Annotated in this window: 10 protein-coding genes and 3 tRNA genes; 3 read left to right on the forward strand and 10 right to left on the reverse strand. The window is 55.0% G+C overall.

The genetic code is table 11. The features are described from left to right. Nucleotides 1–4 precede the first annotated feature (4 nt). The 6 genes from hfq to nnr all read right to left on the reverse strand — a co-directional run bounded on the left by hfq (nt 5) and on the right by nnr (nt 6,592). Entirely contained in the window at nt 5–316 is a 312-nt protein-coding gene (gene hfq, locus A8O29_RS20480) for an RNA chaperone Hfq (protein WP_110510933.1), read from the reverse strand. 122 nt (nt 317–438) lie between these two features. Then, complete coding sequence (miaA, locus tag A8O29_RS20485; RefSeq protein WP_133461397.1) at nt 439–1,389, reverse strand: tRNA (adenosine(37)-N6)-dimethylallyltransferase MiaA; 951 nt, start codon at nt 1,387–1,389, stop codon at nt 439–441. Beyond that, nucleotides 1,382–3,241 carry a DNA mismatch repair endonuclease MutL gene (gene mutL / locus A8O29_RS20490; RefSeq protein ID WP_125351801.1) on the reverse strand — a complete coding sequence of 620 codons (1,860 nt, stop codon included), beginning with the start codon at nt 3,239–3,241 and terminating at the stop codon, nt 1,382–1,384. Before mutL ends, miaA begins: the two co-directional genes overlap by 8 nt. Before the next feature lie 10 nt (nt 3,242–3,251). Then, nucleotides 3,252–4,595: an N-acetylmuramoyl-L-alanine amidase AmiB gene (amiB, locus tag A8O29_RS20495; RefSeq protein WP_125351802.1), complete on the reverse strand. Its 1,344-nt coding sequence runs from the start codon at nt 4,593–4,595 to the stop codon at nt 3,252–3,254. Between the two features lie 16 nt (nt 4,596–4,611). After that, nucleotides 4,612–5,073, reverse strand: a complete 462-nt coding sequence (tsaE, locus tag A8O29_RS20500; RefSeq protein ID WP_110510937.1) for a tRNA (adenosine(37)-N6)-threonylcarbamoyltransferase complex ATPase subunit type 1 TsaE — start codon at nt 5,071–5,073, stop codon at nt 4,612–4,614. Then, nucleotides 5,042–6,592, reverse strand: coding sequence for a bifunctional ADP-dependent NAD(P)H-hydrate dehydratase/NAD(P)H-hydrate epimerase (gene nnr / locus A8O29_RS20505; protein ID WP_125351803.1), 1,551 nt, complete (start codon nt 6,590–6,592; stop codon nt 5,042–5,044). Before nnr ends, tsaE begins: the two co-directional genes overlap by 32 nt. On the opposite strand from nnr, the gene queG reads away from it, so the two are divergent. Further along, on the forward strand, nt 6,591–7,730 hold the full coding sequence (queG, locus tag A8O29_RS20510; RefSeq protein WP_110510939.1) for a tRNA epoxyqueuosine(34) reductase QueG: 1,140 nt from the start codon (nt 6,591–6,593) through the stop codon (nt 7,728–7,730). The genes nnr and queG overlap by 2 nt on opposite strands. A 272-nt stretch (nt 7,731–8,002) precedes the next feature. Here queG and A8O29_RS20515 read toward each other — a convergent pair. The 4 genes from A8O29_RS20515 to orn form a co-directional block, all read right to left on the reverse strand. After that, nucleotides 8,003–8,078 (reverse strand) — tRNA-Gly (locus A8O29_RS20515). A 157-nt stretch (nt 8,079–8,235) separates the two neighbouring features. Then, nucleotides 8,236–8,311 (reverse strand) — tRNA-Gly (locus A8O29_RS20520). Between the two features lie 44 nt (nt 8,312–8,355). Then, a tRNA-Gly gene (locus A8O29_RS20525) sits at nt 8,356–8,431 on the reverse strand. Nucleotides 8,432–8,631: 200 nt separating this feature from the next. Beyond that, complete coding sequence (orn, locus tag A8O29_RS20530; protein ID WP_125351804.1) at nt 8,632–9,177, reverse strand: oligoribonuclease; 546 nt, start codon at nt 9,175–9,177, stop codon at nt 8,632–8,634. Nucleotides 9,178–9,283: 106 nt separating this feature from the next. On the opposite strand from orn, the gene rsgA reads away from it, so the two are divergent. Together rsgA and asd are read left to right on the forward strand one after the other, a co-directional pair. Beyond that, nucleotides 9,284–10,336 carry a small ribosomal subunit biogenesis GTPase RsgA gene (gene rsgA, locus A8O29_RS20535; RefSeq protein ID WP_125351805.1) on the forward strand — a complete coding sequence of 351 codons (1,053 nt, stop codon included), beginning with the start codon at nt 9,284–9,286 and terminating at the stop codon, nt 10,334–10,336. Between the two features lie 91 nt (nt 10,337–10,427). Continuing rightward, nucleotides 10,428–11,402: an archaetidylserine decarboxylase gene (gene asd, locus A8O29_RS20540; protein WP_125351806.1), complete on the forward strand. Its 975-nt coding sequence runs from the start codon at nt 10,428–10,430 to the stop codon at nt 11,400–11,402. Nucleotides 11,403–11,411 lie beyond the last annotated feature (9 nt).

Raw genomic sequence — 11,411 nt, forward strand, 5'->3', positions numbered from 1 at the left:
AACCTTATTCGGTTTCGTCGCTGTCTTGCGGCGCAGAAGATGACTGCGCGTTGCTACCGTGATGGTAGTTACTACCAGTACTGCCGCCCGCGGCGTTGTTGCTATGATGAGAGACCGGACGAGACGGAACCACGGTAGAAATTGCGTGCTTATAGACCATCTGGCTGACCGTGTTTTTCAACAGGATCACGAACTGATCGAAAGACTCAATTTGTCCTTGCAGCTTAATACCATTCACCAAATAAATAGAAACTGGAACACGTTCCCGACGCAGTGCGTTCAGAAACGGATCTTGTAAAGATTGCCCCTTAGCCATTCTCTTTTCCTTATATGCTTGTTTTACCCACGGTTTTCAGGGAGTTACCCACAAACTTCGGGCTTGTACTTAGAACCTTGCGATTCTGAAAATTGCGCACGATACGTCTTAATTTTACACGTTCAGCCAAGACCCGCACCAACAACCTTTAACACATCGTTGAACGCCTGTTCAGGTTGTTCACTGTCTAACCAATGAACGCCTTCCCAACCGCGCAACCAGGTTACCTGGCGCTTAGCCAACTGTCTCGTGGCGCAAATACCTCTATAAACCATTTCATCATATGGGATTTCGCCTTCAAGATATGACCACATCTGGCGGTAACCCACACAACGAACGGAAGGCATATCCGTATGCAAATCTCCACGGGCAAAAAGCGCCCGCACTTCTGCTTCAAAACCTGAAGCCAACATCTGATGAAAACGCTGCTCGATGCGTTGATGGAGCAGTTCACGGCTCGCCGGGGCGATGGCGAACTGATGCACCGTGTACGGCAGAGCGTCTCCTGACGTTTGCGTCAGTTCCGTTAAAGTTTTACCCGAAATGAAAAAAACTTCCAGTGCCCGGGAAAGTCTTTGCGGATCATTTGGATGAATACGCGCGGCAGCAACCGGATCGATCTCCTGAAGTTGCTGATGCAGCGCATTCCATCCCTGCTCTGCTGCTTGTTGTTCAATTCTGGCTCTGACGACCGGATCCGCCGACGGTAACGGCGACAACCCTTCCAACAACGCCTTGAAATACAACATCGTACCGCCCACCAACAGCGGGATTTTTCCTGCTGCGGTGATCTCCGCCATCTCGGCCAGCGCATCGCGGCGGAAGTCCGCGGCAGAATACGCCTGGGCCGGGTCGAGAATATCCAGCAACCGGTGCGGTGCAGCGGCAAGCTCCGTCGCATCCGGTTTCGCGGTTCCGATATCCATCTCTCGATAGATGAGGGCGGAATCCACGCTAATCAACTCTACGGGCAAAACTTTACGCAACTCAATGGCTAACGCAGTTTTACCGGAGGCCGTTGGCCCCATCAAAAATATGGCCTTTGGCAGGCTTGCCTCTGTTACATCACTCATTTTTAAGGGCATTCATCGCCGTATTCAGTAAGACGGGTTGTAACAGGCCACCCGGCGGAGCTTTCACCAGCTGCGGACAGAGACGTTCGACATCTGTCAGCACGGCAATTGCCTGCGCCATATTCCATTGCGCATGTTCGCTTGCGAGATTACGCGCCAGCCACTGGGCCAGGGTTCCCGCATCGAAGGTTGATTGCTGCGCGAGGTAGCCTATCAGTTCAGGAATCAAGATTTGTAAATTTTGTTGTCTTAAGGGTAAAGGCACAGCCCGCACGGTCACATGCTGACTTTCTGATTGAATATCAATGCCTAATTGCCCTAATACCGACAGGGACTTTTTCAGCGCCGCCTGTTCGTCCGCGGAAACTTTTAACCGCAGAGGAATGAGCAGCGGCTGTGCGCAAACCGTGGTACTGTCCGGCGAAAGCTGCGCCTGACGTAACCAGCGCTCGGCCACCGGCAATGCCAGTAAGCTCAGCTGTCCATCACGTTCCAGCAGCGCCCGGTCGCCCGCCATGATAGTCAGCACCCGCCCAAAGCTGCTGCTTTGACCGGCCAGGCTTTCAGCCACGGGTGCGGCAACAGGTTTGCGTTCCGCGACCGGCGTATCCAACAGCTGCTTATACAGCGCGCCCTGCTGTTTCTGATAGCCCGGCTGCGCATTTGGCCACGTAGCCCCGCCTTCAGTCCGCGCATTACCGCCAGAAGAAGAGGCGCTGTAACGTGGCGCCGCAGGTTCCCGGGCGACAGCCGGTTCCGCGAAGTGATTGCGTCCCGCTGCGGCACGGTTTTCCGGTAGCGCGCGCGGCGCGGGTTGTTCGTCTTCGTCTGCCAGCGGCAGCGGGGCGTCCATCTGCTGTTGCAGCACGCTCACCACGCCCTGATAGATAAAATCATGCACCAGGCGTGATTGATGGAAACGCACTTCATGTTTGGCCGGATGCACGTTCACATCCACCTGATGCGGATCGATTGTCAAATAAAGCACGAACGCTGGCTGCTCGCCCGCGCCGAGTTTGTCTTCACAGGCCTGGCGGATGGCGTGGTTGATCAACCGGTCGCGCATCATGCGGCCGTTGACGTAGCAATACTGGATTTCAGCGAACTGGGCGTGGGTGTGCTGCGGGTCAGCCACCCAGCCGTGCAGGGCTAAATCACCATGCTGCCACTCGATGGCCAGCGCCTGTTCCACAAACGGCGTACCGCAGATGGCTGCCAGACGGCGTTCTTTCTGCCCGTCCTGCGCCACGGCGCGATACTGACGCACCATTTTGCCGTTGTGGTTGAGATTGATAGTGACATCGAAACGGGCCAAGGCGATGCGACGAATCACTTCGTCGATATGGCTGAATTCCGTTTTTTCTGTACGCATGAATTTGCGGCGCGCCGGAGTGTTATAGAACAGGTCCAGCACCTCAAGCGTGGTGCCCACAGGGTGCGCGGCCGGTTTCACCGTCACGTCCATGTCGCGCCCTTCGGCGTAGGCCTGCCAGGCTTCCGGCTGTTCAGCAATGCGGGAAGTCAGCGTCAGACGCGAAACGGAGCTGATGCTCGCCAGCGCTTCGCCACGGAAACCGAGACTGATAATGGCTTCCAGATCGTCGAGCGAGGCTATTTTGCTGGTCGCATGACGCGCTAATGCCAGCGCCAGTTCGTCTTTTTTGATGCCACAGCCGTTATCACGAATGCGGATGAGCTTCGCCCCGCCGCGTTCGATGTCGATATCAATGCGGGTCGCGCCCGCATCCAGACTGTTTTCTACCAGCTCTTTCACCACCGACGCAGGTCTTTCCACCACTTCGCCAGCGGCAATCTGGTTCGCTAGCTGCGGCGGCAGAACCTGAATCGGCATGAAGCGCTCCTTAATTAATTAACGTCCCGCCAGGACCAGACGCGCTGGCCGTTTGCGAGGCTTCGCCGCGCGGCCCGCTCTGCAGCGGATGCGCGTTAAAATAGTTGCGCAGCCCGTTATAAATCGCCTCGGCGATCTGCTGCTGATAATCGCTGCTACCCAGCAAACGCTCCTCGCCACCGTTACTGATAAAACCGGTTTCGACGAGGATAGACGGGATGTCCGGCGAGCGTAAAACGCCAAGGCTGGCGTGCTCAGGACGGCGCTTATGAATGTTTCCGACGCGCTGGAGCTGGCCCAGAACATCAACAGCCACATCATACCCGACGCGCTGGGAATGGCCGAATTGTAAATCCAGCACCGCCTGGCTCAGATACGGGTCAGACTGGCTGTTCGCCAACACGTCCCCCGCCCCGCCGAGCAGTTCAGACTGTTTCTCATGCTGCTCCAGCCAGCCCGCCATTTCGCTGTTCGCGCGACGGTTGGACAGCACCCACACCGACGCGCCCGTGGCGTCGCGGTTTGGCGCGGCATCCGCATGGATAGAGACCAGGAAGTTGGCATTCTGCTTACGTGCCACGTCCGAACGGCCCATCACCGAAATGAAGTAATCGCCATCGCGGGTCAGGACGCCTTTAAACATCGGGTCATCGTTCAGCAAGGTGCGCAGTTTACGGGCAATCGAAATGGTGACGTTTTTCTCTTTGGTTCCGCTCGGTCCGATAGCACCGGGATCCTGACCGCCATGACCGGCATCGATGGCGATGATCACTTTATCGCCGCTGACGCTGGTTGTGCGGGATCGTGCGGAACGCGTTGCCGTGTTGCTGCTGGTCACACCGGTCATTCTGTCGTTTTGCGGTTTAAACGGATTGCGTGCCGGCTCGACCTGACGAGGAGCGGCTGCCACAACGGGCGCTTCCACACGTTTCGCGACGACCGGAGGCGGAGGTGGCGGCGGTGGTGGTGCATCAGCGTTAATGGTGAAGACGACGGTGTAGTTTCCGCCGCTTTGCTGTTTCACCGCGCGGGTTTTGCCGTCGCCGGTTAAATCAACCACCAGACGCAGGGACTGTGCGTCCTTCGGCGTGCCGGAACGAATACTTTTGACCAGATTGTTACCGCTGAAATTAAGTGGCAACCCCTGAATAACACCGGTCTGTTTGATATCGAGCGCGACGCTGCGTTTTCCTTCCTGCGAGAAGGAGTAATCAGGATCGCCCATAAAACTGAACGTGATTCGGGCCTGTTTATCGCCATTGGATACCTGGATATCGGATAAACTTGCCGCCGTAGCCTGCAGACAAAACAGCATCATGCCGACGACCCACCAACTTTTAACGCGATGTATCATCCCGTCGTCCCTCAGGTTAACTGGCCAAATGAGCCAGTAAAGTCTCACCCAGTGAGGAGACTGCCGTCACGCGCGCCTCTCGCCCTTGTGCCTGGTACTCCAGGTGAATTTCGACATCCGGTTCAGGCAACACACCCGCGCCCTGTTGCGGCCATTCCACCAGGCAAATGGCATTGTCAGCGAAGTAATCACGGATCCCCATAAATTCGAGCTCCTCAGGATCCGCAAGGCGATACAAATCAAAGTGGTACACCATCAGGTTTTCGAGGGTATACGGCTCAACCAGCGTGTAAGTCGGGCTTTTGACGTTGCCTTTGTGTCCCAGCGCCTGCAAGAATCCGCGGCTGAAAGTGGTCTTCCCGGCGCCCAAATCGCCGTAGAGATAAATGACGGTTGCGCCTGTGCAAGCCCCGGCAATGCGGTTGCCGAGATCTAATGTGGCCTGCTCATTGGGTAAGGGAATCACTCGATTTATCATGGTTTACGTCAATCACATCCGGGTTAACAACACGCCTGAGCGTGGAAAAAAGATCGGTGGCAAGCATGCCACGTGTTCCAGACTGTGCAGCCAGTACGTCAGCCGCCGCGCCATGCGCGACACAGCCTGCGCAGGCAGCATCATACGGTGAGAGATGCTGGCCTAGCAACGCGCCGATAATACCCGACAACACGTCGCCCATCCCACCACTGGCCATGCCTGCATTTCCGGCATCGACAATCGCGATACCGTGTTCATTATCGGCCACGATCGTGCCTGCGCCTTTCAGCACGGCGACCCCGCCGTACCGTTTTACCAGACGTTGCGCAGAAAGTAAGCGATCGCTTTCAATTTCTGCCACGCTGCAATTCAGCAACCGAGCGGCCTCGCCGGGGTGCGGCGTCAGTACGCGATTGTGACGTTTATCGGGGTTGAATGCCAGAAGGTTCAGCGCATCGGCGTCCCATAGCATCGGCTTACGAACGTTCTCCACTTTGCGTAACGCCTGTTTGCCCCACGGCTGTTGCCCAAGCCCGGGGCCAATCACCACCACGTCGGCCCATTCCAGGCTGTCATCCAGGCTTTGCGCGGTGAGTTCATGCACCATCAATTCCGGGCGCGCAGTCACAATCGGCGCGATATTTTCGACGCGCGTCAGCACCCGCACCAGTCCGGCCCCGGCACGCAGCGCCGCCTCGCCAGCCATGCGAATGGCACCCGCAGTACCGTGGTCACCGCCAATAATCACCAGCTTGCCGTGTGAGCCTTTGTGTGATGTTGGGCGGCGCGGTGGTAACCACTGCCCCAACTGGCTGGCATCTACGCGTTGAATCTGCGTGGTTTGCGCATTCAGCCACGCTTCGAGGCCCAACGCATGATGATGCAACGCCCCCGTCACGTCCCGGGCTTTGCCGGTTAACAGGCCCGGCTTCAGAGCGATGAAGGTGACTGTTCGGGCGGCGTGGATAACCTCTCCCGGCGTCGCACCCGTTTGGGCAAGCAGGCCAGAGGGGATATCGAGCGAAATAACAGGGGCAAGATGGGCGTTGGCGTGAACGATTAGCGCGGCAATGGGCGCACGCGGGCTGCTGGTTAATCCGGTGCCCAACAGGGCATCAACAATTAAATCGACGCCGTCAGGCCAGGCGATATCGTGGGCGTGAATCACGCCACCGGCGTTCAGCCATGCGGTCCGGGCTTCGGTGGCTACTTCGGGAAGCGGTTTCTCACTCTCCTGCGCCAGCAGCGTCACCTGAATGCCCGCCGCCTGCGCGAGTCGCGCCACGACGTAGCCATCGCCGCCGTTATTGCCGTGACCGCAGAGGATAAGCCAATGTGTTGCCGCAGAATAATAGCGGCGCGCAACGTTGAAAGCGGCCTCGCCTGCACGTTGCATCAATTCGTACAGCGTCAGACCAAGCGCATCGGCGGCCTCTTTTTCGGCGCGACGCAGGTCATCCGCAGACCAGATGGTGTGTGGTATACTTTCGGGGTTACTCGTCATTGTATGGTCCGTCATGTCACAGCCCCTCGATCTCAATCAATTAGCGCAAGACATCAAACAGTGGGGCACCGAACTGGGCTTTCAGCACGTCGGTATCACCGATACCGATCTCAGCGCCAGTGAACCAAAACTGCAGGCATGGCTGGACAAACAGTACCATGGCGAAATGGAGTGGATGGCGCGTCACGGCATGATGCGTGCTCGCCCTCATGAACTCCTGCCCGGTACGCTGCGCGTGATCAGCGTGCGGATGAACTATCTGCCCGCCAACGCGGCGTTTGCCAGCACCCTCAAAAACCCGTCTCTTGGCTACGTCAGCCGTTATGCCCTCGGGCGTGATTATCATAAGCTGTTACGTAACCGCCTTAAAAAGCTCGGCGAAAAGATTCAGGCACAGTGCGCCTCGCTGAATTTTAGACCTTTTGTGGATTCCGCGCCTATTCTGGAGCGTCCAATCGCAGAAAAAGCCGGGCTCGGCTGGACAGGTAAGCACTCACTTATTCTCAGTCGTGATGCGGGTTCGTTCTTTTTTCTCGGCGAATTGCTTATCGATCTGGCCTTACCCATTGATAAACCAGTGGAAGAAAACTGTGGCCGCTGCGTGGCCTGCATGACCATCTGTCCCACGGGTGCCATCGTTGAGCCATACACCGTCGACGCCCGTCGCTGCATTTCCTATCTGACTATCGAACTGGAGGGCGCCATCCCGGAAGAATTTCGCCCGTTGATGGGCAATCGCATCTACGGTTGCGATGACTGCCAGCTGATTTGTCCGTGGAATCGATACTCGCAGCTCACCGACGAAGAGGATTTCAGCCCGCGTAAAGCGCTGCATGCGCCAGAGCTAATTACGCTGTTTGGCTGGAGCGAAGCCCATTTCCTGAAGGTCACCGAAGGATCGCCTATTCGGCGAATCGGTCATTTGCGTTGGCTGCGAAATATTGCCGTCGCGCTGGGAAATGCTCCGTGGGATGAACACAATATTGAAGCACTGGAGAGTCGAAGAGGTGAGCACCCACTTCTCGATGAGCACATACAGTGGGCGGTTGCGCAGCAAATAGACAAGCGAAATGCCTGCGTGGTTGAGGTGCAGTTACCGCAGAAACAACGTCTGGTGAGGGTGATTGAAAAGGGTCTGCCGAGGGATGCCTGATTCATTCACAGGGTGTGAATAAAAATAAAAACACATTGAAATTCAAGGATGACAAATTCGTCAAGTGATCGTGATAACAATTTGAAATCTATTTTTATTGTTATAAGTCAATGAATTACAGATTTACTATTCACACTTCGAAGCATTTTGAATTTCCAGACAAATTCGCAGGGCTGTGGATAAGTCTGTTTACAAGAGTGTGTCAGAGAAAATAAAAATCGTCCCCAACGCGATTGGGCGCTGTGGATAAGAGGATTTTATTGAAGAAAATTTGGAGCGGGAAACGAGACTCGAACTCGCGACCCCGACCTTGGCAAGGTCGTGCTCTACCAACTGAGCTATTCCCGCTTAATCTTTGTCTTTCACGCTGCTACTGCGTTGGCTACTTTCACTCACCTTAATCACTTACTTTTGTAAGCTCATAAGGATTCGCTCATTTGCCGCCTTGTCGCAACCTGAAATCCTGCGATTGGTGATGCGTGTATCTTGCGATACTTTCAAATTTTGGAGCGGGAAACGAGACTCGAACTCGCGACCCCGACCTTGGCAAGGTCGTGCTCTACCAACTGAGCTATTCCCGCTTGGGTGACGCTGGTGCATGTATCTTGCGATACTTTTCAAATTTTGGAGCGGGAAACGAGACTCGAACTCGCGACCCCGACCTTGGCAAGGTCGTGCTCTACCAACTGAGCTATTCCCGCAAATTTGGTGCTGCCGTAACACGGAAATTCCTGTCGTTACGGGAGGCGCATTATACGAGAAATCGAATGAGCTGCAACCCCCCTGTAAGCGATTTTTTTGAAATTCAGTTCAAGTGCTGGAATATTCGTCACATCGACTGTTTTTACATCAAACCGCCTACAAATCAGGCCCGGCAAGCCGATGCCGCCGGGCAAAACGCTTACAGCTTGATGAAATTCTCGCGGTAATACGCCAGTTCAGCAACGGACTCACGGATGTCATCCATAGCCTGATGCGTCCCCTGCTTTTTGAAGCCGTCGAGGATTTCTGGCTTCCAGCGGCGCGCCAGTTCTTTCAGCGTGCTGACGTCCAGAGCGCGGTAATGGAAATACTCTTCCAGTTCCGGCATATACTTAACCAGGAAACGGCGGTCCTGGCCAACGCTGTTGCCGCAGATAGGTGATTTTCCTTCTGGCACCCACTGTTTGAGGAATTCAATCGTCGCCAGCTCTGCCGCGCGATCGTCTTCGGAGCTCGCTTTTACACGATCAACAAGACCGCTACCAGTGTGCGTACGCACGTTCCAGTCGTCCATCAACGCCAGTTGTTCATCGGACTGATGCACCGCAATGGTCGGCCCTTCTGCCAAAATGTTAAGATTCGCATCGGTCACCAAGGTCGCGATTTCAATAATGCGATCGCGCTCGGGATCCAGCCCCGTCATCTCAAGATCGATCCAAATGAGGTTGTTTTCATTTGCACTCATGCTATTTTCCACCCTTCTCGCGTCACAACGACAGTGACTATATTCATCTAAAATAGCGTGTATCATAGAGGTTTTGCCCCTCAGGGGCGACCAGGAGTCAGCACGATTGAGTAAAAATAAACTCTCCAAAGGTCAGCAGCGCCGAGTTAAAGCCAACCACGAGCGCCGTCTTAAAACGACTTCGGAGAAGCCCGATCTCGATGACAACTTATTTGGCGAAAAAGCTGAAGGCATCGTTATCAGCCGCTTTGGCATGCATGCCGATGTGGAATCCACCGAAGGCACGACCCACCGCTGTAACATTCGCCGCACCATTCGTTCGCTGGTCACAGGTGACCGCGTTGTCTGGCGCCCAGGAAAATCCGCCGCAGAAGGCGTTAACGTTAAAGGCATCGTGGAAGCCGTTCACGAGCGCACCTCGGTACTGACGCGCCCGGACTTTTACGACGGTGTAAAACCGATTGCCGCGAATATCGATCAGATCGTTATTGTGTCAGCCATTCTGCCTGAACTCTCACTGAACATTATCGACCGTTATCTTGTTGCCTGCGAAACGCTCGACGTTGAGCCGCTTCTGGTTCTGAATAAAATCGATCTTCTTGATGACAAAGGCCTGGCGTTTGTTAATGAGCAGATGGATATCTATCGCAAAATTGGCTACACCGTATTGATGGTTTCCAGTCACAAGAAAGATGGCCTGAAGCCGCTAGAAGAGGCGCTAACTGGGCGCATCAGCATCTTTGCGGGTCAGTCTGGCGTGGGTAAATCCAGCCTGCTGAACAACCTGCTTGGTCTGCAAACAGAGATCCTCACCAACGATGTCTCTGACAACTCAGGCCTCGGCCAGCACACCACTACCGCCTCGCGTTTGTACCATTTCCCACACGGTGGCGATGTGATTGACTCGCCGGGCGTGCGTGAATTTGGCCTTTGGCACCTGGAAGCAGAACAAATCTTCAATGGTTTTGTCGAATTCCACGAGTATTTAGGCGCCTGTAAATACCGCGACTGCAAGCACGACAACGATCCGGGCTGCGCAATTCGTGAAGCGGTCGAAAAAGGTGTAATCGCCAAAACGCGCTTTGAAAATTATCATCGCATCCTCGAAAGTATGTCAGAGGTAAAATCGCGTAAAACCTTTTCTGAAAGCGGCAACTGACATTTAAGCTGAACGCCGATAGAATCAGCCCCTTTTTTAACAGGCTCGCATTTGAGCCTGAAACGGCATAACCATTGGCCTGGAGGCTACCTTGCTAAACTCATTTAAACTTTCGCTTCAATATATTCTGCCTAAACTGTGGCTCACCCGCCTCGCAGGCTGGGGCGCAAGCAAACGAGCAGGCTGGCTGACGAAGCTGGTCATTGACCTGTTCGTGAAATGCTACAAAGTCGACATGAAAGAAGCGCAAAAGCCGGATACCGCCAGCTATCGCACCTTCAACGACTTCTTTGTACGCCCGCTGCGTGACGAAGTGCGTCCGATTGACACCGATCCAAGCGTGCTGGTGATGCCGGCAGATGGCGTAATCAGCCAGCTTGGCAAAATCGAAGACGACAAAATCCTGCAGGCGAAGGGCCATAACTACAGCCTTGAAGCGCTGCTGGCAGGCAACTACCAGATGGCGGACCTGTTCCGTAACGGTTCTTTTGCCACGACTTATCTTTCGCCGCGCGACTATCACCGCGTACACATGCCGTGCAACGGTATCCTGCGCGAAATGATTTATGTGCCGGGCGATCTGTTCTCCGTTAACCATTTGACCGCGCAGAACGTGCCGAACCTGTTCGCCCGTAACGAACGCGTCATCTGCCTGTTTGATACTGAATTTGGCCCAATGGCGCAGATTCTGGTCGGCGCGACTATCGTTGGCAGTATTGAAACCGTTTGGGCTGGCACCATTACCCCGCCGCGCGAAGGCATCATCAAGCGCTGGACGTGGCCTGCCGGTGAAAGCGAAGGCTCTGTTGCCCTGCTGAAAGGCCAGGAAATGGGTCGCTTCAAACTGGGTTCAACGGTAATCAACCTGTTTGCACCGGGCAAAGTTCAGCTGGCAGAGCAACTCGCCAGTCTGTCTGCGACCAAGATTGGTCTGCCGCTGGCGGTGTCTACCGAAATTTTTGCCGCTCAGGAAGCAGAAGTTGTCACTCCTGTACCTGTAGCTGAAGACATTGTGACCACGGACGACGTTATTCCGCCGGTTGACGATAAAAACGACCAGGGCTAACCAGAAGGA

It is taken from the genome of Scandinavium goeteborgense, from assembly GCF_003935895.2.
Classification (GTDB): domain Bacteria; phylum Pseudomonadota; class Gammaproteobacteria; order Enterobacterales; family Enterobacteriaceae; genus Scandinavium; species Scandinavium goeteborgense.

Excerpts from the sequence above, each read along its gene's own strand:
- hfq (WP_110510933.1), bottom strand. The coding sequence starts at position 316 with ATGGCTAAGGGGCAATCTTTACAAGATCCGTTTCTGAACGCACTGCGT.
- miaA (WP_133461397.1), bottom strand. The coding sequence starts at position 1,389 with ATGAGTGATGTAACAGAGGCAAGCCTGCCAAAGGCCATATTTTTGATG.
- mutL (WP_125351801.1), bottom strand. The coding sequence starts at position 3,241 with ATGCCGATTCAGGTTCTGCCGCCGCAGCTAGCGAACCAGATTGCCGCT.
- amiB (WP_125351802.1), bottom strand. The coding sequence starts at position 4,595 with ATGATACATCGCGTTAAAAGTTGGTGGGTCGTCGGCATGATGCTGTTT.
- tsaE (WP_110510937.1), bottom strand. The coding sequence starts at position 5,073 with ATGATAAATCGAGTGATTCCCTTACCCAATGAGCAGGCCACATTAGAT.
- queG (WP_110510939.1), top strand. The coding sequence starts at position 6,591 with ATGTCACAGCCCCTCGATCTCAATCAATTAGCGCAAGACATCAAACAG.
- nnr (WP_125351803.1), bottom strand. The coding sequence starts at position 6,592 with ATGACGGACCATACAATGACGAGTAACCCCGAAAGTATACCACACACC.
- orn (WP_125351804.1), bottom strand. The coding sequence starts at position 9,177 with ATGAGTGCAAATGAAAACAACCTCATTTGGATCGATCTTGAGATGACG.